The sequence below is a fragment of the Acinetobacter sp. PK01 genome (assembly GCF_022819285.1).
Taxonomy (GTDB): Bacteria; Pseudomonadota; Gammaproteobacteria; order Pseudomonadales; family Moraxellaceae; genus Acinetobacter; species Acinetobacter tandoii.
Window position 1 is genome coordinate 366,618 of the sequence record NZ_CP094643.1, and the last position, 23,183, is coordinate 389,800.

Here is a 23,183-nt window from a genome sequence, read left to right on the forward strand (position 1 = left end):
ATAAATAAAAGTGTTTAAGTCACAATCTTCACCTCTCCTTGTAAAAGGAGAGGAGTTAAACTGCTTTAGAATAGATGAAGCCAATCACGTTTATTATGGAAATCAGCACTCGGACTGCTATGCTGCATGGCGTAGAACTGTTCACCTTGGGCGGTTTTCAGTACAGCCGTCAAACCAATAAATAAGTCAGACCATTTCAATTTATACTTCAGCATAAATTCTGTTAAATCTAAACTAACATTCAGTCCATAGTGCGTCCGCTTAAGCTGATTTAATTCAATATCATACGCAGCAAGTGGAGGCATCTCTTCAGGATAACGATATTCTTCAAATTGATAAACTTGCCATGCTTGAGAAGGTGATAAATTGATTTCACGATAAAAATCTTCGTGTTTCACACCAATGAAAATCTCAAAGCAGGTATTTTCCCAAAGAAAATCCTGACGAGGATGAGCAGCAACCAATGCAGGCCACTCAATCCACTGGTTCGGGTCTCGAATCCAAAAACCGACATTCAGTGTAAAAGGGCTGACTTGTTCAATCGCGCCGACCACTGAAATCGCTTGGAAGCGGCGATCAAATGCACTGAGCTCGTAGCTTGCCATAAATTGAAATTACTTAGATAAATGTGCGTGGCGAACAAGGTTCGAAAGTTTTGGATTTTGTTGCTTTGCTTTTTTATAAAGCAGGGCAATTTTACCAATCGTTTGCACGACTTCAGCGCCTGTCACTTCCGAGATTTCAGCAATAACAGCTACACGTGCTTCACGATCTTCACCAGCAATTTTGACTTTGATAAGTTCGTGATCATTTAATGCACGGTTAGTTTCCTCAACGACATTTTCAGTCAAACCTTGCCCACCAATCATTACTACAGGATTAAGGGCATGACCAATTTGACGTAAACGCTTGCGTTCCTGAATAGATAAAGCCGCCATGAAAGATAACCTAATTTTAAAAACGACCTAGTATAGCAAAATTGAGTTGAAGCGGTTGAAATAATCGATCTTGTTGATTGAAAAAAACAGCAGGATAAAGTCGATTTAGATACAGATGTATACTGCAAGCACTTGGTTTTTCACGTACAATAAAAAATTAGAAGTTTTTATACACATAGAGAGTTATGGCAACACGCATTACCAACCAAAAATTATCCAAAAGTAGTCGTGCGTGGATGAGAGAACATCTTGATGATCCCTTTGTGAAAAAAGCACAAAAGGAAGGTTATCGAGCGCGAGCTGCTTATAAGCTATTGGAAATTCAAGAAAAATATAAAATTATTAAGCCCGGTATGACTGTGGTGGATTTGGGGGCTGCTCCTGGAAGTTGGTCTCAAATCGCTGGAAAACTGGTCGGTGACAAAGGTTTAGTCATTGCATCGGATATTTTAGAAATGGATGCTTTACCAGATGTAACTTTTTTACAAGGTGACTTTCGTGAGGAAGAAGTCTTCGAAAAATTGTTAAATATTTTAAATGGGCGTGTTGTTGATGTTGTAATTTCTGATATGGCCCCCAATACATCTGGTAATAGAGCTGTAGATCAACCTCGTCAAATCTACCTTTGTGAGCTTGCATTAGATTTTGCCAATAAGGTTTTAGGACCAAATGGGCAGTTTGTGGTGAAAGTTTTCCAAGGCTCAGGCTTTGACGAATTCCGTAAACAAGTGGTCGATAGTTTTGACGTGTTGAAGACGGCTAAGCCAGCTGCATCACGTGCTCGTTCGAAAGAAGTTTTTTTAATCGGCCAAGGGCGCAAGAAGGCTTTGAAATAAAGTTTACTTGCCAACGCGTTAAAAATTGTGCATTTTGTACTTTTTTACATTATTGAACAGCTGGGTTTACAGCTTACATTATTAAGGTCACCCATCCTTGGGCATGATCAAATTAGATTGATATGGGAATAAAGCTTTGAGCGATCTCTTCAAGAATGCCGTCTTGTGGCTCATTATACTCGGTGTGCTGATTTTGATTTTCAGTAACATCAGTGACCGTGATAAGCCAACTGCAATGAACTATTCAGAGTTCGTTACAGCGGTGAATGCTGGTCAAATTAAGCAAGTCACAATTGATGGTGAAAGAATTAGTGGCACTAAATCAAATGGATCTGAATTTGAAAGTATCCGTCCGGCGGTGCAAGATCCTGAATTGATGCCTAGCCTGATTAAAAACAATGTTGTCGTTGAAGGAACTGCACCACAACGTCAAGGTGTGTTGATGCAACTTCTGATTGCAAGCTTTCCTGTACTTTTAATCATTTTGTTATTCATGTTCTTTATGCGCAACATGGGTGGCGGAGCAGGTGGTAAAAACGGCCCAATGAGTTTTGGTAAGTCAAAAGCAAAAATGCTTTCTGAAGACCAAATTAAAATTACATTTACGGATGTAGCAGGCTGTGATGAAGCAAAGCAAGAAGTGGTTGAAATTGTAGACTTCTTGAAAGATCCTGCGAAGTTTAAACGTCTAGGTGCAACCATTCCAAAAGGCGTTTTAATGGTGGGTCCACCGGGTACGGGTAAAACTTTACTTGCAAAAGCTATTGCGGGTGAAGCAAAAGTTCCATTCTTTAGTATTTCTGGTTCTGACTTCGTTGAGATGTTCGTGGGTGTTGGTGCATCACGTGTCCGTGATATGTTCGAACAAGCGAAACGTCATGCGCCATGTATCATTTTCATTGATGAGATTGATGCCGTAGGTCGTCATCGTGGTTCGGGTACAGGTGGTGGTCACGACGAACGTGAACAAACCTTGAACCAGATGTTGGTTGAAATGGATGGCTTTGAAGGTAATGAAGGTATTATCGTTATTGCTGCAACGAACCGTGCAGATGTATTAGATAAAGCTTTACTACGACCTGGTCGTTTTGACCGTCAAGTCATGGTGGGTCTTCCAGATATTAAAGGTCGTGAGCAAATATTAAATGTTCACTTGAAAAAATTACCTTCTGTGACTGGTGTAGATCTAAAAGTTCTTGCACGTGGTACGCCAGGTTTCTCTGGTGCACAATTGGCAAATTTGGTGAATGAGGCTGCATTGTTTGCTGCTCGCCGTAATAAAAATACGGTTGATATGCATGACTTTGAAGATGCGAAAGATAAAATTTACATGGGACCAGAGCGTAAATCGATGGTTCTTCGTGAAGAAGAGCGTCGTGCAACGGCTTACCATGAAGCTGGTCATGCCATTGTTGCTGAAATTTTGCCAGGTACAGACCCTGTTCATAAAGTCACAATTATGCCACGAGGTTGGGCATTGGGTGTAACTTGGCAGTTACCTGAACAAGACCAAATTAGCCACTATAAAGACAAGATGTTGAATGAACTTTCAATCTTGTTTGGTGGTCGTATTGCTGAAGAAATTTTTATTAACCAACAATCTACTGGTGCTTCGAACGACTTCGAGCGTGCAACTAAAATGGCACGTGCGATGGTGACCAAATATGGTATGTCGGACAAGCTTGGTGTGATGGTTTATGAAGATGAAAACCAAAACGGTTTCTTTGGTAATGTTGGTAGCCGTACCATTTCAGAAGCTACACAGCAAAAAGTAGATGAAGAAGTACGTCGTATTTTGGATGAGCAGTACCGTGTAGCACGTGAAGTCTTAGAAAATCACAAAGATATTGCACATGCTATGGTAAAAGCTTTGATGGAATGGGAAACCATTGATCGAGAACAAATCCGTGACATTATGGAAGGTCGTGAACCACAACCACCAAAAGTGTATGTTGCTGAGAACCCAGTGATTGATGTGACGCCAACAAATGGTCCATCTACTCCACCACCACTACCAGCAAGTTAATTTTAAAAGTTAATAAAAAGAGCCTCTATTAAGAGGCTCTTTTTTTGTACTGCTGTTTTGAATGGAGTTTAACTTAAAACTTTTCAGCCAGAGATCCCCCTGAATTGTTACACTAGGAATACTTGTTTCTGGAGTATCTTCATGCAGCTTATGCTCTTGCCAAATCGCGTTTTAACCTGTGGTCGTTTAAGTTTAGATTTGTCTATACCAAGGGTAATGGGTATTTTGAATGTGACACCTGATTCTTTTAGTGATGGTGGGTTGCATAATACCAAGGATGCAGCCGTAGCACGTGCATTACAGATGATCATTGAGGGTGCGACAGTAATTGATGTGGGTGGGGAATCTACCCGTCCAGGCGCAGCGATGGTTGATGTGGATGAAGAAATTCGTCGAGTGATTCCTGTAGTGAAAGCACTTGCACAACATGATGTGATCATTTCTATTGATACTTCAGCACCAGAGGTCATTCGTGCAGCTGTAGCAGCAGGTGCCCATATTTGGAATGATGTGCGGGCATTAACTCGTCCTCAAGCTCTTCAAACTGCTGCTGAGCTCAATATACCAATTATTATTATGCACATGCGCGGTGAGCCAACCACCATGAATAATTTAGACCAATACCAAAATGTCACGGAAGATGTGATGGCTGAATTACAGCAAAGGATTGATGATGCATTGGCTGCTGGAGTGAAGCCTGAGCATATTTTGATTGATCCAGGTTTTGGTTTTGCTAAAAATGCTCAGCAAAACCTTAAATTGCTCAAGGAGTTTTGGAAGTTGAATGCTATGGGTTATCCAATTCTCTCTGCGTTGTCACGTAAACGTTTTATTGGTGAAGCATTAGGAGGAGCTGATGCAGGGCAACGAGCAATAGGTTCAGTCGCTGCACATTTACTTAGCATTCAGCAAGGCGCATGTATGGTGCGTGCACATGATGTTAAAGCGATGTCGGATGCAATTAAAGTGTGGCAAGCTATGCAATTGGCTTAGTTGTTGATTGAATTTTTCAAAGAAATAAAAGGATTATTGCTTTAATCTTTTTGGGTTGTCACGCAGTAAGTGTGTGCTGTAAAGATGTAGATGAGTTTGTTAAATACTTGAAAATAAAATAACATGGGAATAATGATGATTGTGAAACCGAAATTGTTGGTTGTGAGCCTGAGTGGTTTATTGTTGGTGGCTTGTGGGAAAATGCCTGCTCAACAGATGTCTATGGGCAAAATGGCAGCTGTGGAAGTGGGAATGCCAGCACCCTCAATGGTAAATGCTTATGAAAGTATGCCCCAACCTATTGAGAATACTGAAAACTATCAAAAAATAGAAACCAATCCAGTATATGTTGTTGCACAACAGCCCGTCTCTACCTTTAGTGTTGATGTGGATACGGGGAGTTACAGCAATGTAAGGCGGTTTTTAACACGTGAGGGTCAGTTGCCCCCTGTAGATGCAGTTCGGATTGAGGAAATGGTGAATTATTTCAACTATGATTATCCCAATCCTACAGGACAGCATCCATTTTCTGTAAATACTGAGGTTGTGAATTCGCCATGGCAGCCAAATGCTAAGATTATAAAAATTGGTATTAAAGCCAAAGACTTGGAAATGAAACAATTACCAGCTGCTAATTTGGTATTTTTGGTGGATGTTTCGGGAAGTATGGATGCGGAAAATAAACTGCCTTTAGTCAAAAAGACCCTAACTTTACTCACTGAGCAATTGCGTCCACAAGATAAAGTCACCATTGTGACCTATGCGAGTGGTGAAGATTTGGCATTGGCACCCACTTCTGGTGCAAACAAGGATAAAATTTTAAAAGTTATTCACCGATTAAAAGCGGATGGAGCTACTTCGGGCGAGCGAGCAATTCAATTGGCCTATGAACAAGCACAAAAGTCTTATATTCAGGGTGGTATCAATCGAATTCTAATTGCAACGGATGGTGATTTTAATGTTGGAATTACCAATTTTGAAACCTTAAAGGGGATGATCGCTGAGAAAAGAAAATCAGGGATTTCTTTCTCTACCTTTGGTTTTGGAACAGGCAATTATGATGAACAGTTGATGGAACAATTGGCTGATGCGGGCGATGGCAACTATAGTTATATTGATAATGAGCGTGAAGCAGAAAAAGTATTGCAGCGACAACTGAGTTCAACATTGGCAACGGTTGCTCAAGATGTAAAAATTCAGGTGGAATTTAATCCTGCTACGGTTAAAGAATACCGCTTAATTGGCTACGAAAATCGTGTATTAAAGAATGAAGATTTTAATAATGATCGTGTCGATGCGGGAGATATTGGTGCGGGGCATACGGTCACAGCCCTATACGAAGTTATTCCTGTCGGTCAGAAAGGTTGGCTAAGTGAATCACGCTATCAAGCACCAAGTAATTCATCTAAAGCTAATAAACAAGAATACGCTTATGTGAATGTGCGTTATAAACAACCACAAAAAAGTCAAAGTGTTTTACTGAGTCAACCTGTACCAGCACGTAGCGTGGCATTAGCACAGGCATCTTCAGATACGCGTTTTGCTATTGCGGTTGCATCTTATGCTCAACAGTTACGTGGTGGGCAATATAATGCCAATATGAAGTGGGATGATATTTTAAAATTAGCTCAAAGTGCGGCTTTACCAGATGAATTTGGCTTACGTGCCGAATTTATAGACTTGGTGAAAGCGGCAAAAAGCTTAAGTGCGGAGTCTGTAAAACCCTAAGTATTCACGTTATTTTCTTATTAAGATAACTGGGTAGTATTTATACTGCCCATTTTTTATTTGGTAAATGTTCATCTTTATGCTATATAGGCTCGCGTTTATAAGTAGTTTTGAGTGGCTGTATGTTTGCAGATTTACTTCTCCCAATGTTTGATGATGATTATTACCCTGATGTATTGGTGGCTGAAGTACAACAATGCATTGTGCAATTTGCTAAGAAAGTCGCAAAGGTGAAAGAAAGCACAGCCGAAATTTATCGTTTTGCTAATGAAGCAGTTGTGGCAATTAATGAAATGAAACCACAATTTGAAGATTTAGATTCATCGTTAGATGATACTGCTGCGGATTATATTGCTGAGGCGATGATGATGGTGGTGCAGGAGCACGGTCATTTCGATATAGAAATGGAAGAGTTGATTGCAAATCGAGAGTGGTAACACTCTCTTTTTTATTTATTTTAGATATAAAAAAAACAGCTTTCGCTGGATTCTTTATTACACCATTTTAAGAAGTATTAAAATGGTGCCCGGGGCCGGACTCGAACCGGCACGCTTTGAGGGCGGGGGATTTTAAATCCCCTGTGTCTACCTATTTCACCACCCGGGCATGAGCGCAATAATAGAGTACGAATTTATTCTTTGCAAGACTATTTCTTTGTATTTGCTTTATTTTCAGACAATTCAGAAGCTTGTGCTCAAAAAAATCACAATTTCAACGCCAATCTAGTTTTTATTGTCATCATATGTTCATGTAATTGAGATCATCATTAAATAATTATTGCCTATTTTTAACTCACGTTTGTAGTGGATTAAAAAAATGACAAATACTTTAACGCGCCGTGAACTCATTCAAAAAACTTTAGCGGGTTTTGGTGCAGTTTCTTTACCTATTTCACTCACCGCATGTGGTGATGACTCGGATGATTCTTCAGGTTCGGGTGTGAGCGTTCAATTTGAGCATGGTGTGGCCAGTGGTGACCCTTTACAAGACCGCGTCATTATTTGGACGCGTGCTACACCTAGTGATGTGCAAGCCCGCTTAGAAATTGTTTGGGAAGTTGCTTTAGATGCACAATTTACTCAAATTAAAACCTCAGGAAAAGTACAAACCAGCCCAGCACAAGATTTTACTGTAAAAGTAGATGTTACTGGCTTACACGCACAGCAGCGTTATTTCTATCGTTTCCGCTTTGGGCAGACGGTTTCACCGATTGGGCAAACCAAAACCTTGCCGTTGCAAACCAATCAGGTGAAATTAGCTGTTTGTTCCTGTTCCAATTATCCCGCAGGCTATTTTTATGTGTATCGTGAAATGGCTAAACAAGATGTTGATGTAGTGCTGCATCTGGGGGACTATATTTATGAATATGGTCAAAATGGTTATGCGACAGAAGATTCGGAACAGTTAGGACGCTTACTGGCAGCAGATAATCAGCAAGAAATATTGAGCTTGGAAGATTATCGCAAACGTTATGCTTTGTATCGTCAAGATGCGGATTTACAAGCATTACATCAGAGACACCCTTTTATTGTGATTTGGGATGACCATGAGCTAGCTAATGATACATGGCGTAATGGAGCAGAGAATCATACTGAGGCAACAGCTCAGGCACAAATTGAAGGTAAGTTCTCAGAGCGTAAACTGGCGGCATTACAAGCTTATTTTGAGTGGATGCCTATTCGTCCTGTTTCAGAGGATGATCATTTACATATCTATCGTCAGTTTAATTTTGGTTCATTGGTACAGCTCACCATGTTGGACACTCGAATTATTGCGCGTGATCAGCAATTGGATTATGCCAATTATATGACGGCGCAGGGCTTAAATACGGTGCAGTTTCAGCAAGATTTGTTAGCACAAGACCGAACTTTGCTTGGCTATGAGCAGCGTGATTGGTTGTTGCAGAAAATGATGCAAAGCAATGCGCAGTGGAACGTATTGGGGCAACAAATTTTAATGTCAAAGATGTTTATTCCTGCTGAGTTGCTTTTATCTTTGGCGGAAATTACCAGTGGCTCAGTCAGTGCTGAAACGCTTACAAAAATGAATGCGCAAATTACAGAGTTAGTGAGCATTAAATTGCGTGCACAAGCAGGTGATCCTACATTGACAGATTTGGAAAAGGTGCGGGTAAATACATTAGCACCTTATAATCTGGATGCATGGGATGGTTATTTTTATGAACGAGAAGTGTTGTATGCCACACTTAAAACATTGAATAAGAAAGTTGTAGTTCTGGCGGGGGATACACATAATGCTTGGTATTCTGAATTACTGAGCAAGGATCAAGACGTGGTTGGTGTCGAATTGGCGACGAGCTCTGTTTCTTCACCTGGCTTGGAAAAATATTTAAGTATTCCTTTGGCACAATTGCAGCAATTTGAATATGCCTTTCAAACACTGATTAACGATTTAGCTTATTGTAATTTGAATCAGCGTGGCTATCTATTGGTGAGTTTTACTGAACAGAATATGCAAGCTGATTGGGTTTTTGTTGATAGTATCAAGCAAAAAAGTTATGTGGTTGATGAAACCAGAGGATATCAGTTGATATTCAATGCGCAGCTACAAGTGCTAGAATCATTACCACAATCGGCTTAAATGAAATGATAAAAAACTGGGAAAAATCCCAGTTTTTTTTATTACATCAAGCTATCCAAATAGTTTTCTAAATCTTGATATTTGTGTGTTTGGCAAAGTTGCTGTTCCATATGCATAGATTTTAAATGCAAAGCATGAAAGTGCTGTAATTGTTTTAATTTTTGCTGATATTTCTCAGTATCTTTTCTTGTAAATTGAAGGATAAATTTGAGTTTAACTGTCTGTTTATAGCTCCAGAAATTAAAACGTCTTAATTCCTGTAAATAATACAGTCCAACGTGAGTTACGCTGTTGCGAAAAAGATTTTCTTTATAAAACTTCACAAAGCCAAAACCCATAGCAAAGAAAAACAGCACAATTTGCAGAAAAGTACTTTCAATAAATGCGATATTAATTGCTTGTAGAGTAATTAATGCAGCGATTTTAATGGGTGCATGTTGTTGTTGTTCATAACAAGAAGTTGAGCTGTGTTTCATTTGTTTGAGCACAATTGGAACGTACAGCATAAATAACAACATAAAGCATAATACAGCAAAGCCATGTGCTTGAAAGGGGGTAAAGCGAGGAAAATATATTTCGAAATAATGTCCTAGACTTATGGATAGAGAAACAAAAATCATAATCGCTAAAATCCAAGGGATAAACTCTTTGATTTCATCCATTAAACCTTTGGTTTTGAGCATGCCATAAAATACAAAATTACGTTTAAATGCTGCGGGATACTGCATTTGTAACGGCTTTAAAAAAAGTGCTGCCTGCTTATCACTGACCATAAAAATGCGTACTTGAAAGTTACGGCATTATAAATCAGAAATGCACTTTTTGTTTAACTGATCTTAAAATCGATTAGAAGAGTTTAAAATTTGATCGTGAAGTAAAACCATGACGCAATCGAATTAACATACTTAAAAAAACTATAATTGATTCTCATATTTTATGAGAGTTACTGCTGCGGCATTACATAATTTGCATAAACCTTGGGAGCTGCTTTTTTTATTTGTTATTACTTAGCAATCAGATATGCCAAAAGGTGGTGGTTTTGATGATCTAATATCATTTTTCAAACAGATTATTATTAAAGAAATGACAATACGGATTTACACTTTTCAATTTCTATCACTGGTCTAAAGCATAGGATGTATTACTGGATTTCTTTCGGGAGTTAAAGGCCTACGTGTAATACTCGCTACAGCATTTTGTCAAATTTAACTTTGCTGGATAGAGTAATGGGAGATATTTTAGACATAAAAAAACCAGCTTTCGCTGGATTCTTTATTACACCATTTTAAGAAGTATTAAAATGGTGCCCGGGGCCGGACTCGAACCGGCACGCTTTGAGGGCGGGGGATTTTAAATCCCCTGTGTCTACCTATTTCACCACCCGGGCGTTTTAACAAGATTGGAGGCGGAGGTCGGAATCGAACCGGCGTACACGGAGTTGCAGTCCGCTGCATGACCACTCTGCCACCCCGCCATGTCTTGTTGATGCACATATTAGCAACCTTTAAAAAAATTACAATACTTTAAATCGTGCATATGCACATAAAATCAGCATGTAGAATAAAATTGCCTAAATAATCATGTATTATTTGCAAAATTGATTCATATCTACCTTGGAGATGTGCTGTGGCATTAGTTTTAGATGGTCGTGCGTTGGCTAAACAAATTGAAACTGACTTGTTAACCCGTGTTGAAGCGTTAAAAGCAAAATCAGGTCGTACCCCAATTTTGGCAACGATTTTGGTTGGTGATGATGGTGCATCAGCGACTTACGTGCGTATGAAGGGAAATGCCTGCCGTCGTGTCGGTATGGATTCATTAAAAGTTGAACTGCCGAAAGAAACAACAACTGAACAATTATTGGCTGAAATTGAAAAATTAAATGCTAATCCTGATGTGCACGGTATTTTGTTGCAGCACCCAGTGCCTGAGCAAATTGATGAGCGTGCATGTTTCGATGCCATTTCTTTAGAAAAAGATGTAGATGGTGTAACTTGCCTTGGCTATGGTCGTATGGCAATGGGTGAAGCGGCTTATGGTTCTGCAACACCAGCGGGAATTATGACCATCCTAAAAGAAAACAACATTGAAATTGCAGGTAAACATGCTGTGGTTGTTGGTCGTTCTGCAATTTTAGGCAAACCAATGGCTGCAATGTTATTGGAAGCAAATGCAACAGTAACGATTTGCCATTCACGTACTCAAAACCTTTCTGAGTTTGTTAAACAAGCCGATATTATTGTGGGTGCAGTAGGTAAAGCTGAGCTGATTCAAAAAGACTGGATTAAGCAAGGTGCTGTTGTGGTTGATGCTGGTTTCCATCCGCGTGATGGCGGTGGTGTAGGTGACATCCAATTGGTTGGTATTGAAGAGATTGCATCTGCTTATACGCCTGTTCCAGGTGGTGTAGGTCCAATGACCATTACGACTTTAATTCGTCAAACAGTTGAAGCAGCGGAGAAAGCTTTAGGTTAATACTTTAAGTATGCTTCTAAAAAGCTGTATAGCATAAAACTATACAGCTTTTTTTATGGGATAGATTTCATTTAAGAGAAATTTAGGCGTTGTCGAAAAACCCTCTATTTAAGTTGCTTTAAGTGATTGCGTAGGTTTACTAAGTCGATTATTACTTTTCAGTCATGCACAGCTAGATTATGATCGCCTGATCTGTGGATTCTAGTGACAGCGATGACAGTATTTGAATTGCTGTTTTTGAACGATGCATATTTTGCATGGCATTAAAGGTTTATAAGTTTAATGAGCTGTACTTTTCAAATGGCGAAAGCACCGCAACATTTATTGGATGCATTGCATGAGGTCATTCCTCAGGCGGAGCTATTGGCGCAACAGTTGCCAGAAACCCCTATTTCTTTGTGGCTCATTCCACCTGTCTTTCCAACAGATCGTCTAGATGATGAGGTGATTCGTCGCATTTGGAATGAAACCCCATACTGGATTTTTTGCTGGGCTTCGGGGTTAGCAATGGCACAGTGGTTATTGGCAGAGCCGCATCATGTGAAAGATAAAGTAGTCCTCGATTTTGGTGCGGGTTCAGGCGTGGTCGCGATTGCTGCGAAAATGGCGGGTGCGAAACGGGTGATTTGCTGTGATATCGATAAGGTGAGTTTAGAGTCGTGTAAGGAAAATGCGATTTTGAATCAGGTTGAATTGGAATATTTAGATGATTTGTATCAATCAGAGCAAGTTGATGTATTGTTAGCAGCTGATGTCTTATATGATCAATGTAACCGTTTTTTCTTAGATGAATTCTTAAAGTTTTCCCCCGAAGTTTGGGTGGCAGACAGTCGAGTGAAAAATTTTAGTCATCCAAAATATATGAAAATTGATGAGCGCAGTGCCACAACTTGGCCTGATTTGGATGAAGCAAAAGAGTTTCGCAATGTGAGCTTTTATAAGACGCTATAATGCATAGCGTCTTATAAGGCTTTGATTTTATGAGCAGCTATAACGCACAATACGCAAAGTACTTGGACGCGCTTCTAAAGCCTGACGTGTTGCGTAGTCTTCACCATTATGTAAATCTGGCGTGTTGCTTAGACCAATCGAGGTTCGTGAGTTACCAATCTGTCGACCATAACTCTCAGATGCCATCGCAGCAGGGTTAGCAACTTCATTCACGCTAAGAATTTGTAATTTAAAGGTTTTATTTGTACCTAAAACTTTCTGGCAAGCACGCTGTAGTTTTTTGGCATCTAAGTCTTGATTTTGACGACCAGCAAGGGTGTACGCGAGGGTTGCTGAGTCTGCTGTTTGGCTTTCTACACGGTAACCGACTTGACCATTATACTGTTGGGGAGTGCTTTGGCAGGCTGCGAGTCCCAAAGCGATAAAACCAAGCCCTAAAAATTGAACCGTTTTTTTCATCGTGAAAGTTCCGTGTTTTATTCTTGCGCACAGTATGACATAAGCCTACGAAAATAACGATGTGGTTCAAAGTAAAACGACCTACCTGTAACAAAATAAAGGTAGGTCGTCAGTGTTTATTTTCAGCGTTTAATGGTCTGTGATCAGACTATGTTTTTTAGTGTCCTTCATAAAGATGTAAGTGATGAGTGAGAGACCAATCATGAAGGTAATATAGTAGAAGAAATAACTTTCGTGTCCCGCATTTTTAAAGCTCAAAGCCACCAATTCTGCCGTACCGCCAAAAATGGTGTTAGCAATCGCATAAGGCAGTGCGACACCTAAAGCACGGATGTGTGGTGGAAATAATTCTGCTTTTACGACAGCATTAATTGCGGTATACCCAGTAACAATAACCATCCCGCTCATACAGAGCCAGAATGCAGTGGTTGCATCAGTAGTTGTTCCTAGACGATTGAAAATCGGTATTGTAAAAAGTACGCCACAAATACCGAAAGCAATCATAATTGGTTTACGTCCAATTTTATCGGACAAGGCACCTACCACAGGTTGAATTAGCATAAAAATAAAGATGGCTGCGGTGGTAATTTCAGTGGCAGTGCCTTTGTCAAAACCAGAAGTATTCACCAAGTATTTTTGTAGATAAGTAGTAAAGGTATTGAATGCGAGTGTGCCGCCTGTAGTCAGCATAATGACAGTAAAAGCCGCTTTAGGATGTTTAGTAAATAACTCGATTGCCCCTGATTTTGGGCCACCTTGTTTGGCTTGCTCCTGAGCTTCTTTTGAAGATTGGGTTTCAACCAGTCCACGACGAATCCAGAACACAACAATTGCTAGCATTGCACCAATCAGGAAGGGAATACGCCATCCCCAAGCATGTAGTGCTTGTTCAGAAAGTGTATGTTGCAAAATAATCAGTACGCACAGAGCGATGAGTTGTCCAGAAATTAAGGTTACATACTGAAAACTAGAGAAAAACCCACGATGATTTTTACCTGCCATTTCTGTTAAATATGTTGCACTAGAGCCATATTCTCCACCAACACTTAACCCTTGTAATAAACGTGCAAACAATAAAATCGCAGGAGCCAACATTCCAGCGGCATCATAGGAAGGCGCGCTGGCAATCATCAGTGAGCCAATACACATTAAGGATACAGAGAGTGTTAAACCTGCCTTACGTCCTTTACGATCTGCATAGATGCCCATAATCCAAGCGCCAATGGGGCGCATTAAAAAGCCTAAGGCAAATACTGCTGCGGCCTGTAAAAGTTTGACGGTTTCATTGCCTTCTGGAAAGAAAACAGGCGCAAAATAAAGTGTGAAGGCTGCATAAACGTACCAATCGTACCACTCTACAAGGTTACCAGCGGAGCCACCTAAAATAGATTTAAAACGTGTTTTTCGATCAAATGGCGTGTGTACAATTTGTGGGGATGAGTTTGACACAAGAAATTCCAAAGCTGTGGCAAAACACATTCTTTTAAATTCTTCAGAAAGGGGGAGAAAAATCTAAAAACATGTATTTTGAAAAAGAGGGTATATGTTACTTTTCACATAATCTTTTATACGCCGATGCGGATGAATCTGCATTAGACATTCGTCGCACTTAAGTCTATGTTTGCCGATGAATCGTATAAATGCTGGACAGATGTTAAATCTGGAAGATGGTTAAGCTTGAAAAAGCTTTTGAGATAAAATAATTCAATTTAACCGTCTTGGTTGGACAATTAATCTATAGTGATTTGGGTTTTCTGTTAGGATTGAAGAAAGAATTAAATAACAAAATAAAAGGTGCTTAAAGCGCGCAAAATAGGAGGAACCTAAATATGGATCAACATCATACATATGACCTAGTGGTTATCGGTGGGGGAATCAACGGTGTGGGGATTGCTGCTGATGCCGCAGGGCGAGGTTTATCTGTTTTGTTGTGTGAAAAGGATGATTTAGCCAGTCATACCTCGTCAGCTAGCAGTAAATTAATTCATGGTGGTTTGCGTTATTTGGAGCATAAAGAATTCCGCTTGGTACGAGAGGCTTTAGCGGAACGTGAAGTGCTGATGGCCAAAGCGCCACATCTTATTCGTGCTATGCGATTTATTATGCCGCATCGTCCACATTTACGTCCTGCGTGGCTCATTCGGACAGGTTTATTTTTCTATGATCATTTAGGTAAGCGGGAAAAGTTAGCAGGTTCAAATTTGGTGGATTTTGATCCGAAAACCAGCCTATTTAAGCCTGAAATTGTAAAAGGATTCGAGTATTCAGATTGTGCGGTAGATGATGCGCGTCTGGTGATTGCGAATGCAATCCAAGCCCATGAAAATGGAGCAAGTATACAGACACGCACACGCTGTATTACTGCACAGGCAGAGCAGAATACGTGGATGGTACAGTTACAAAATGCACAGAGTACATTTACGGTACGTGCCAAAATATTGGTCAATGCTGCAGGGCCTTGGGTGACTGAATTTATCCAGCAAGACTTGAAGATGAAGGCCTCTTATAGTATTCGATTGATTCAAGGTAGCCATATTATTGTGCCGAAGATTTATGCGGGAGATAAGGCATTTATTTTGCAAAATGATGATCAACGAATTGTTTTTGCTATTCCATACTTAGATGAATACACCTTAATTGGTACCACAGATCAGCGTTATTTAGGTAATCCAGATCAAGTAGACATTACAGAGAGTGAAATTGATTATCTGTTGCAGGTCATGAATGCACATTTTCAGCATCAACTCACCCGTCAGGATATTATTGCGACCTATTCAGGTGTACGTCCACTGTGTGATGATGAATCTGATAATCCATCTGCTATGACCCGCGATTATACCTTGGTGTTGACTCAACAGCAGCATGCCCCATTGCTTTCAGTGTATGGGGGAAAGCTTACGACTTATCGTAAATTGGCGGAATCTGCCATGCATCAACTTAAGCCTTTTTTTAGTAAATTAAAACCGAATTGGACTGCTAAAGCCCTGTTACCAGGCGGAGAAAATTTTTATGATGAGATTCGTTTGGTTGAAGAGTTACAACAGCATGTACAAGGTATAACTCAATCACTTGCGCAGCGTTGGATACATACTTATGGTTCGCGTGTTTGGAGAATGTTGGATGGTTGTGAAAGTATTTCTGCACTTGGGCAGCACTTTGGACATGAGTTATACCAGCAGGAGGTTAACTATCTCGTGGCTAACGAATGGGCAGTGAATAGTGAAGATATTTTAAAACGCCGTACTAAGCTTTATTTAAAATTTGGCCAAGACCAGATTACTCAATTGGACGAATATCTGGTTGAATTACATAAGCGCCGTGCACAAGAAATAGCAGCTTAATATTCTTTGAATTTATATTGGCTTCTGACCTAAGGAAAAGCTGGTTATTTAGCTGTTAAAAAAAAGCCGCGTAAGCGGCTTTTCTACATTTAGATCTCGATACCACCAATTTGCTGGCAGTTTACAGGCGTATTCCATTTAACAGCTGTACCCCATACAACTGGACGTACAATACGCCAAGGCCAGAAACCAAATCTTTGACTAGCATTGTAATTGATAACCACATTACCGCCCACTTGATGTGCGCGTTCAGCAAAGCGAGGATAGAGCTCTTCTACACTCCCATAGGTTCCTTTAGCGACTTTAATGCGTTTTTTAATCTGAAACTGGCTAGAATCAGGCGTACCTTTGATGGTACAGATTCGTGGAGCTGATTGTTCTGTTGTTTCTGTGTTGGCTAGAGCAAGACCAGATAGACCAAACAAACAAGTTGTCAGTGTGAGTGCTTTTAGCATGAATTTCCCCTTTTATGTTTTTGTTGAATTATAAAGTTTATAAAATAGGCAGAAAAAAGACCGTTTATACGGTCTTTTTTCTGAGTCTTATTTTGTACTTAAGCTGATTGCTTAACTGCTTCTAAAAGTTGGTTTTGACGAACTTTTAGTGCTTCTGGAAGACGGTCACCTAATTGGCTGAACAATTCAGTGTGGCTCTCAATTTCTTTGATCCATTGATCTTTATCTTGAGAAGTTACAAGTTCAAACTGCTCTTTAGTGAAATCAGAACCTGTCCAGTTTAATTGTTCGTAAGTTGGTACTAAGCCAATTGGTGTTTCAACAGCGCTTGCACGACCTTCGCAACGATCAATGATCCACTCAAGCACACGCATGTTTTGACCGAAACCAGGCCATACGAAGTTGCCTTCTGCATCACGGCGGAACCAGTTTACATTGTAGATGCCTGGAAGTTTGTTACCAGCAGCTTTTGCTTTTGCTTCAACTTCTGCACCAAGTTCTAACCAGTGAGAGAAGTAGTCTGCCATGTTGTAGCCCGCGAACGGAAGCATAGCAAATGGATCACGACGAACAATACCTTGTTGGCCCACAGCAGCTGCAGTAGTTTCAGAACCCATAGTTGCAGCTTTGTATACGCCATCAACCCAGTCAAATGCTTCTGAAACTAATGGAACTGTGTCTGCACGGCGACCACCGAAGATGAACGCAGAAATTGGTACACCTGCTGGATTTTCCCAGTCAGCATCGATAGAAGGGCATTGACCTGCAGCAACAGTAAAGCGCGCATTTGGATGAGCCGCTTTTTCAGTACCTGTGTGAGGTTGACCTTTCCAGTTAGTTAGGTTTGTAGGTGCTTCTTTAGTAAGACCTTCCCACCAAACTTCGCCATTGTCAGTCACAGCAACGTTGGTATAGATCACGTCTTTATGAAGTGTCGCCATACAGTTCGGGTTAGTCTTGGTATTTGTACCAGGAGCAACACCGAAGAAACCAGCTTCTGGGTTAATTGCATATAAGCGACCATCTTCACCTGGTTTAATCCAAGCAATATCATCACCTACAGTTTCAATTTTCCAACCTTCGTAACCAGCTGGTGGAATCAACATTGCAAAGTTTGTTTTACCACAAGCAGAAGGGAATGCTGCTGCGATGTAGTGTTTCTCACCTTGAGGATTCGTTACGCCAAGGATCAACATGTGTTCAGCTAACCAGCCTTGTTCACGGCCCATTGCAGAAGCAATACGGAGAGCTAAGCATTTTTTACCCAATAATGCATTGCCGCCGTAGCCAGAACCGTATGACCAAATTTCACGAGTTTCTGGATAATGTACGATATATTTTTCAGGGTTGCATGGCCATGCAACGTCTTTCTCACCTTCAGCAAGCGGAGCGCCTACTGTATGTACGCAAGGAACATATTCGCCATCAGTACCAAGAACGTCATAAACGGCTTTACCCATACGTGCCATTTTAGACATGCTTACTGCAACGTAAGGAGAGTCTGTTAATTCGATACCGATGTGCGCAATGTGACTGCCCAACGGACCCATAGAAAAAGGTACAACGTACATTGTACGACCTTGCATAGCACCGTCAAATAAACCATTTAAACGAGCGCGCATTTCTGCAGGAGCTTCCCAGTTGTTTGTCGCACCAGCATCTTCTTCTTTTTCAGAGCAGATGTATGTACGACCTTCAACACGAGCAACGTCAGAAGGGTCAGAATTTGCAAGATATGAACCAGGGTGTTTTTCTTGATTTAAAGCTTGCATAGTGCCGTTAGCGATCATCAAGTCGATAAGACGTTGATATTCTTCTTCGCTGCCGTCACACCATTCAATCTTTGCTGGTTTGGTTAATTTCGCAATTTCTTCAACCCATGCAATAAGCTTAGGGTGACGAACGAATTCTGGTGCGTTCACTTGGGTCATGGTGAGGCCTATCTTAAAAGTGTACAAATTTTGTACAAAGTCCAATCTAAGTAATCAGATTACCTAGATGAAAGTAAAAAAAAGTGGCAGTATTAAAGCACAAAATGATGAAAAAAATAAGACACCCCTATCTACTTGTAGATATTGATAATTTGTATTGGACTTTAGTTTTCTATATATAAATCAGTTGTTTATATTTTTTTAATTTACATTGCTTTTATATTTATTTTGTTTATGAATATCATTTGTTTTAATTATTTTGTTTATTTACAATGGTTTATAACTAATTTTTTTATGAGAATTATTATTGATTAAATAAATGGTTGTAATTTGAATTTTGCATAAAGGCATTGTTAATTGATGATAAATTGGACAAAATTAGAGCAAATACTTCATAGAAGTGAATTGCTTGCATGACTTTAAAACCTCTTTCTATTATTTACAATGCACGCTCTGGTTTTCATGCCAGCAATAAAGAACAAGTCTATGAGCAATTGCTAACATATTTCACTGAACAAGGTTTTGAAATTCAGGCTTTTGAGTTGGGTGAAAAAAAAGATTTTTCTACTTTGATGCAATCCATTATCCAGCGTCATCAATCTTCAGAGAGTATAGGTGTTATTGTTGCTGCTGGTGGTGATGGCACTTTAAATGCAGTTGCTAAAGCACTATTGGGCAGTAACATCCCTTTAGGTATTCTTCCTTTAGGGACATTCAATTATGTTGCTCGGGTTTTAAATATTCCAATCGATATTATGCAAGCGGCAGAAGTGATTGCTACAGGGCAAATACGCTCCATTCATGTGGCTAAAATTAATGACCAGATTTACTTAAATAATGCCAGTTTGGGTTTATATCCTTTATTTATTCAACGTCGTGAACTTTATAATGCCAAGTTTGGACGTTTCCCTTTACATGCCTACACTTCGGGTCTGGATGTGTTAATCCGAGATCGTAAAGAGTTGAAATTGGAGGTGGAAGTCGATGGTAAAATCTATCCTGTAAAAACGCCTTTAATCTTTTTTGGTAATAATCAACTACAGTTAGCAGAAATGAAATTGCGTATCGCCAAATGTGCAGAGCAAGGGCAGGTTGCAGGTGTCGTGGTTGCAAAAAGTGATAAATTGACCTTGTTTCGGATGTTATTACAGTTAATTCGTGGTGAATTAGAACAAGCGCCTGATGTGTATAGTTTTGCTGCAGATGATGTCAAAGTCTTTTCGCGACGCGAAAAATTAACGGTTGCACTTGATGGTGAAATTGTAGAAATGCGTCCACCACTACATATCACTGTACAAAAAAATGCAGTCAACATAATGGTGCCCTATGTTGTTACATCTGTCTGATTTGCATTTTGGTACGGAGCGCCCCGAATGTCTTACGGCAATTCAGCAGTTTTGTCGTGAACAACGACCTGAACTAGTGGTCGTGAGTGGGGATCTTACTCAGCGTGCACGTTATAGGGAATTTTTTCACTGTAAACAATTTCTCGACAGCTTGAATTGCCCTTATTTGGTCGTGCCAGGTAACCATGATATTCCGCTGTACCATTTATGGGATCGTATTTTTAATCCCTTTACCCGTTACCAATTGTTTTTTGGCAATATGGAAATGACTTTGGAAACTGAGCATTTTTATGTGATTGGCGTGAACAGTATTCGTCGACGTTATCATACGCGTGGGCATATTTCTTTAGAACAAATTCAACAGATTGATCAAATTTTAAAACGTGCACCTCAACATAAAATAAAAATTATTGCAGCACATCAGCCTTTTTATACATCACCAGAAGATCCACATGGTATTAAAGACTGTCCTGTACTTGGACGTATGGCACTAGATGTTTGGAGTAAAAGTGGTTTAAAGGCACTGCTACATGGGCATTTACACCAGTCAGCTGTATTCGATTTAAATTGTTTATATCGTTTGGGTGTTGAGCATCCTGTGCTTGATATTCATGCAGGAACAGCAACGTCTTATCGTTTACATCATGCTTTAAGTAATAGTTTTAATGTGATTGATGCACAGGCCGATGTCCGACATTATCAATTTAGCCTTCAAGATTTAGAATTTGTATTGGTATAAATTGCTGAATTAATCAACGAATCATTCATGTTGCCCAAAAAAAATACAAAAAAGATGCTTTTTTTTTAAAGCAGCCCTTGAAGCGTTCTTTTCCATCCCCACAAAAGTGTCATCTAAATTCATTTTGATGATGACCAAAGGAATAAATAAGTCGTCATCAGTCATCTTAATAGACTTAGTCTGATGGAGTTATTTATGAGCAACATTCGTCCATTACATGACCGTGTAGTTATTCGTCGTGTTGAAGAAGAAACGAAAACCGCTGGCGGTATTTTATTGCCAGGTTCTGCAGCAGAAAAACCAGCACAAGGTGAAATTATTGCTGTAGGTAATGGTCAAATTACGGACAACGGTGTTCGCGCTTTAGATGTAAAAGTTGGCGATAAAGTATTGTTCGGTACTTATGCAGGTACAACTGTAAAAGTACAAGGTGAAGAACTTCTTATCATGAAAGAGTCTGACATTTTAGCTGTATTAGAAGGCTAATTCTGTCCTTACTCGTTCAATATCAGATTGGTAAAGATTAAAAATTTCGGAGTCTATAAATGTCAGCTAAAGATGTAAAATTTGGTGATTCAGCTCGCGCAAAAATGATTGCAGGCGTTAACGTTCTTGCAGATGCTGTAAAAGTTACTTTAGGCCCTAAAGGTCGTAACGTTGTTATCGACCGTTCTTTCGGTGCACCGCACATCACTAAAGATGGTGTTACTGTTGCAAAAGAAATTTCACTTAAAGACAAGTTTGAAAACATGGGTGCTCAACTTGTTCGTGAAGTGTCTTCAAAAACTAATGACATCGCAGGTGACGGTACAACAACTGCAACTGTACTTGCTCAAGCAATCTTAAATGAAGGGATCAAATCTGTAACAGCAGGTATGAACCCAATGGATCTTAAACGTGGTATCGACCTTGCAGTTAAAGCATTGGTTGCTGAAATTAAAGCAACTGCAAAACCTGCATCTGATACGAAAGCGATTGAGCAAGTAGGTTCGATCTCTGCAAACTCTGATGAAACAGTAGGTAAATTGATTGCGCAAGCAATGGAACGCGTTGGTAAAGAAGGCGTAATCACTGTTGAAGAAGGTTCAGGCTTTGAAGATGCGCTTGACGTTGTAGAAGGTATGCAGTTTGACCGTGGTTACATCTCTCCATACTTTGCAAACAAACAAGATACATTAACTGCTGAATTGGAAAATCCGTTCATCTTGTTGGTTGATAAGAAAATCAGCAACATCCGTGAATTGATTACTGTTTTAGAAGCAGTTGCTAAAACTGGCAAACCGCTTTTAATCATCGCTGAAGATGTTGAAGGTGAGGCGTTAGCTACTCTTGTTGTGAACAACATGCGCGGCATTATTAAAGTATGTGCGGTTAAAGCGCCTGGCTTTGGTGACCGTCGTAAAGCAATGCTTCAAGACATCGCAATCTTAACTGGTGCGACAGTGATTTCTGAAGAAGTAGGCATGTCTTTAGAGCAAGCTTCTCTTCAAGATTTAGGTACTGCACACAAAATCACGGTTTCTAAAGAAAATACTGTGATTGTGGATGGTGCTGGTGATGCTGCTCAAATCGCGGAGCGTGTTCAACAAATCCGTGCACAAATTGAAGAATCTACGTCTGAATACGACAAAGAAAAACTTCAAGAACGCGTTGCTAAATTAGCTGGCGGTGTGGCTGTAATCAAAATTGGTGCAGCAACTGAAGTTGAAATGAAAGAGAAGAAAGACCGTGTTGACGATGCATTACATGCAACGCGTGCTGCGGTTGAAGAAGGTGTAGTCGCTGGTGGTGGTGTTGCACTTGTACGTGCTGCAACTGCGCTTGACGGTGTAACTGGCGCGAATGATGACCAAAATGTAGGTATCAACATTCTTCGTCGTGCAATTGAAGCACCACTTCGTCAAATTGTTGCAAATGCGGGTGATGAACCTTCTGTTGTTATTAACGCGGTGAAAAATGGCGAAGGTAACTTCGGTTACAACGCTGCAACTTCTGAGTATGGCGACATGCTAGAAATGGGTATCCTTGATCCTGCAAAAGTAACACGTTCTGCACTTGAACATGCTGCTTCTGTTGCTGGTCTAATGCTCACAACTGAATGCATGATCACAGATATTCCAGAAGACAAACCTGCGATGCCTGATATGGGTGGCATGGGTGGTATGGGCGGCATGATGTAATTATCAGTCCAAACTGACCCATTTAAAAAAATCCTCACTTCATGTGGGGATTTTTTATTTTTGCCGCTACTATTGAAGTATAAAAAGATTTAAAAGTCATAAAAAACAGAATGTTAAAATATTATATAGAGCATTTTATCGTACTATTTTTCTATGCTTCACAGAAAATGCAGCATCTGGAGCT

Annotated in this window: 20 protein-coding genes and 3 tRNA genes; 13 read left to right on the plus strand and 10 right to left on the minus strand. The window is 40.0% G+C overall.

Annotation, left to right across the window (positions count from 1 at the left end; genetic code table 11):
- Positions 1-65: 65 nt before the first annotated feature.
- Complete coding sequence (locus MP622_RS01700) at positions 66-605, minus strand: DOMON-like domain-containing protein (protein WP_243792205.1); 540 nt, start codon at positions 603-605, stop codon at positions 66-68.
- 9 nt (positions 606-614) lie between these two features.
- Complete coding sequence (yhbY, locus tag MP622_RS01705) at positions 615-938, minus strand: ribosome assembly RNA-binding protein YhbY (RefSeq protein ID WP_016167043.1); 324 nt, start codon at positions 936-938, stop codon at positions 615-617.
- A gap of 185 nt (positions 939-1,123) precedes the next feature.
- Here yhbY and rlmE point away from each other — a divergent pair, with 185 nt between their 5' ends.
- From rlmE to MP622_RS01730, 5 genes are all read left to right on the plus strand, one after another.
- Positions 1,124-1,774: a 23S rRNA (uridine(2552)-2'-O)-methyltransferase RlmE gene (rlmE, locus tag MP622_RS01710; RefSeq protein ID WP_044737920.1), complete on the plus strand. Its 651-nt coding sequence runs from the start codon at positions 1,124-1,126 to the stop codon at positions 1,772-1,774.
- Between the two features lie 136 nt (positions 1,775-1,910).
- Positions 1,911-3,800 carry an ATP-dependent zinc metalloprotease FtsH gene (gene ftsH, locus MP622_RS01715; protein ID WP_044737919.1) on the plus strand — a complete coding sequence of 630 codons (1,890 nt, stop codon included), beginning with the start codon at positions 1,911-1,913 and terminating at the stop codon, positions 3,798-3,800.
- A 141-nt stretch (positions 3,801-3,941) separates the two neighbouring features.
- Positions 3,942-4,793 carry a dihydropteroate synthase gene (gene folP, locus MP622_RS01720; protein WP_243792207.1) on the plus strand — a complete coding sequence of 284 codons (852 nt, stop codon included), beginning with the start codon at positions 3,942-3,944 and terminating at the stop codon, positions 4,791-4,793.
- A gap of 252 nt (positions 4,794-5,045) precedes the next feature.
- On the plus strand, positions 5,046-6,521 hold the full coding sequence (locus MP622_RS01725) for a VWA domain-containing protein (protein WP_243793431.1): 1,476 nt from the start codon (positions 5,046-5,048) through the stop codon (positions 6,519-6,521).
- A 122-nt stretch (positions 6,522-6,643) separates the two neighbouring features.
- Positions 6,644-6,958, plus strand: coding sequence for a DUF5713 family protein (locus tag MP622_RS01730; protein ID WP_016167038.1), 315 nt, complete (start codon positions 6,644-6,646; stop codon positions 6,956-6,958).
- An 83-nt stretch (positions 6,959-7,041) separates the two neighbouring features.
- Here the strand turns inward: MP622_RS01730 and MP622_RS01735 are convergent.
- Positions 7,042-7,127: transfer RNA gene (locus MP622_RS01735), tRNA-Leu, on the minus strand.
- A gap of 210 nt (positions 7,128-7,337) precedes the next feature.
- Between MP622_RS01735 and MP622_RS01740 the strand changes: the two genes are divergently transcribed.
- Positions 7,338-9,122, plus strand: coding sequence for an alkaline phosphatase D family protein (locus MP622_RS01740; protein WP_243792209.1), 1,785 nt, complete (start codon positions 7,338-7,340; stop codon positions 9,120-9,122).
- A 41-nt stretch (positions 9,123-9,163) separates the two neighbouring features.
- Here the strand turns inward: MP622_RS01740 and MP622_RS01745 are convergent, their stop codons facing one another.
- The 3 genes from MP622_RS01745 to MP622_RS01755 all read right to left on the minus strand — a co-directional run bounded on the left by MP622_RS01745 (position 9,164) and on the right by MP622_RS01755 (position 10,596).
- Positions 9,164-9,850, minus strand: a complete 687-nt coding sequence (locus MP622_RS01745; protein ID WP_243792211.1) for a hypothetical protein — start codon at positions 9,848-9,850, stop codon at positions 9,164-9,166.
- A gap of 573 nt (positions 9,851-10,423) precedes the next feature.
- Positions 10,424-10,509 (minus strand) — tRNA-Leu (locus MP622_RS01750).
- 13 nt (positions 10,510-10,522) lie between these two features.
- Positions 10,523-10,596, minus strand: a tRNA-Cys gene (locus MP622_RS01755).
- Between the two features lie 152 nt (positions 10,597-10,748).
- Here MP622_RS01755 and folD point away from each other — a divergent pair.
- Both folD and MP622_RS01765 read left to right on the plus strand, forming a co-directional pair.
- Entirely contained in the window at positions 10,749-11,597 is an 849-nt protein-coding gene (folD, locus tag MP622_RS01760) for a bifunctional methylenetetrahydrofolate dehydrogenase/methenyltetrahydrofolate cyclohydrolase FolD (RefSeq protein ID WP_016167035.1), read from the plus strand.
- Between the two features lie 282 nt (positions 11,598-11,879).
- Positions 11,880-12,548, plus strand: coding sequence for a 50S ribosomal protein L11 methyltransferase (locus MP622_RS01765; protein WP_243792212.1), 669 nt, complete (start codon positions 11,880-11,882; stop codon positions 12,546-12,548).
- Positions 12,549-12,575: 27 nt separating this feature from the next.
- Here the strand turns inward: MP622_RS01765 and MP622_RS01770 are convergent, their stop codons facing one another.
- On the minus strand, positions 12,576-13,007 hold the full coding sequence (locus MP622_RS01770; protein ID WP_104441627.1) for a hypothetical protein: 432 nt from the start codon (positions 13,005-13,007) through the stop codon (positions 12,576-12,578).
- A 129-nt stretch (positions 13,008-13,136) separates the two neighbouring features.
- A complete protein-coding gene (locus MP622_RS01775; protein WP_243792214.1) occupies positions 13,137-14,456 on the minus strand; it encodes an MFS transporter in 1,320 nt (439 codons plus the stop codon).
- A gap of 380 nt (positions 14,457-14,836) precedes the next feature.
- Between MP622_RS01775 and glpD the strand changes: the two genes are divergently transcribed.
- Positions 14,837-16,348 carry a glycerol-3-phosphate dehydrogenase gene (gene glpD, locus MP622_RS01780; protein WP_016167031.1) on the plus strand — a complete coding sequence of 504 codons (1,512 nt, stop codon included), beginning with the start codon at positions 14,837-14,839 and terminating at the stop codon, positions 16,346-16,348.
- A gap of 89 nt (positions 16,349-16,437) precedes the next feature.
- Here the strand turns inward: glpD and MP622_RS01785 are convergent, their stop codons facing one another.
- The gene (locus MP622_RS01785; RefSeq protein ID WP_016167030.1) at positions 16,438-16,803 is read right to left on the minus strand and encodes a hypothetical protein; all 366 of its coding nucleotides are present in this window, start codon (positions 16,801-16,803) and stop codon (positions 16,438-16,440) included.
- 98 nt (positions 16,804-16,901) lie between these two features.
- Complete coding sequence (locus tag MP622_RS01790) at positions 16,902-18,734, minus strand: phosphoenolpyruvate carboxykinase (GTP) (RefSeq protein ID WP_016167029.1); 1,833 nt, start codon at positions 18,732-18,734, stop codon at positions 16,902-16,904.
- A 413-nt stretch (positions 18,735-19,147) separates the two neighbouring features.
- On the opposite strand from MP622_RS01790, the gene MP622_RS01795 reads away from it, so the two are divergent.
- The 4 genes from MP622_RS01795 to groL all read left to right on the plus strand — a co-directional run bounded on the left by MP622_RS01795 (position 19,148) and on the right by groL (position 22,999).
- Positions 19,148-20,080: a diacylglycerol kinase family protein gene (locus MP622_RS01795; RefSeq protein WP_243792216.1), complete on the plus strand. Its 933-nt coding sequence runs from the start codon at positions 19,148-19,150 to the stop codon at positions 20,078-20,080.
- On the plus strand, positions 20,061-20,819 hold the full coding sequence (locus MP622_RS01800) for a metallophosphoesterase (protein WP_016167027.1): 759 nt from the start codon (positions 20,061-20,063) through the stop codon (positions 20,817-20,819). The genes MP622_RS01795 and MP622_RS01800 overlap by 20 nt, the downstream gene beginning before the upstream one ends.
- Before the next feature lie 195 nt (positions 20,820-21,014).
- Complete coding sequence (locus MP622_RS01805) at positions 21,015-21,305, plus strand: co-chaperone GroES (protein ID WP_016167026.1); 291 nt, start codon at positions 21,015-21,017, stop codon at positions 21,303-21,305.
- Between the two features lie 59 nt (positions 21,306-21,364).
- Positions 21,365-22,999, plus strand: coding sequence for a chaperonin GroEL (groL, locus tag MP622_RS01810; RefSeq protein WP_016167025.1), 1,635 nt, complete (start codon positions 21,365-21,367; stop codon positions 22,997-22,999).
- Positions 23,000-23,183: the final 184 nt, after the last annotated feature.

What these genes read in the sequence shown, in the direction of transcription:
- MP622_RS01785 (WP_016167030.1), bottom strand. Translation starts at nt 16,803, where the DNA reads ATGCTAAAAGCACTCACACTGACAACTTGTTTGTTTGGTCTATCTGGT.
- MP622_RS01765 (WP_243792212.1), top strand. Translation starts at nt 11,880, where the DNA reads ATGAGCTGTACTTTTCAAATGGCGAAAGCACCGCAACATTTATTGGAT.
- yhbY (WP_016167043.1), bottom strand. Translation starts at nt 938, where the DNA reads ATGGCGGCTTTATCTATTCAGGAACGCAAGCGTTTACGTCAAATTGGT.
- MP622_RS01790 (WP_016167029.1), bottom strand. Translation starts at nt 18,734, where the DNA reads ATGACCCAAGTGAACGCACCAGAATTCGTTCGTCACCCTAAGCTTATT.
- MP622_RS01730 (WP_016167038.1), top strand. Translation starts at nt 6,644, where the DNA reads ATGTTTGCAGATTTACTTCTCCCAATGTTTGATGATGATTATTACCCT.
- MP622_RS01700 (WP_243792205.1), bottom strand. Translation starts at nt 605, where the DNA reads ATGGCAAGCTACGAGCTCAGTGCATTTGATCGCCGCTTCCAAGCGATT.
- folP (WP_243792207.1), top strand. Translation starts at nt 3,942, where the DNA reads ATGCAGCTTATGCTCTTGCCAAATCGCGTTTTAACCTGTGGTCGTTTA.
- MP622_RS01800 (WP_016167027.1), top strand. Translation starts at nt 20,061, where the DNA reads ATGTTGTTACATCTGTCTGATTTGCATTTTGGTACGGAGCGCCCCGAA.
- MP622_RS01740 (WP_243792209.1), top strand. Translation starts at nt 7,338, where the DNA reads ATGACAAATACTTTAACGCGCCGTGAACTCATTCAAAAAACTTTAGCG.
- groL (WP_016167025.1), top strand. Translation starts at nt 21,365, where the DNA reads ATGTCAGCTAAAGATGTAAAATTTGGTGATTCAGCTCGCGCAAAAATG.
- rlmE (WP_044737920.1), top strand. Translation starts at nt 1,124, where the DNA reads ATGGCAACACGCATTACCAACCAAAAATTATCCAAAAGTAGTCGTGCG.
- MP622_RS01745 (WP_243792211.1), bottom strand. Translation starts at nt 9,850, where the DNA reads ATGCAGTATCCCGCAGCATTTAAACGTAATTTTGTATTTTATGGCATG.
- MP622_RS01795 (WP_243792216.1), top strand. Translation starts at nt 19,148, where the DNA reads ATGACTTTAAAACCTCTTTCTATTATTTACAATGCACGCTCTGGTTTT.
- MP622_RS01770 (WP_104441627.1), bottom strand. Translation starts at nt 13,007, where the DNA reads ATGAAAAAAACGGTTCAATTTTTAGGGCTTGGTTTTATCGCTTTGGGA.
- glpD (WP_016167031.1), top strand. Translation starts at nt 14,837, where the DNA reads ATGGATCAACATCATACATATGACCTAGTGGTTATCGGTGGGGGAATC.
- MP622_RS01805 (WP_016167026.1), top strand. Translation starts at nt 21,015, where the DNA reads ATGAGCAACATTCGTCCATTACATGACCGTGTAGTTATTCGTCGTGTT.
- MP622_RS01725 (WP_243793431.1), top strand. Translation starts at nt 5,046, where the DNA reads ATGCCAGCACCCTCAATGGTAAATGCTTATGAAAGTATGCCCCAACCT.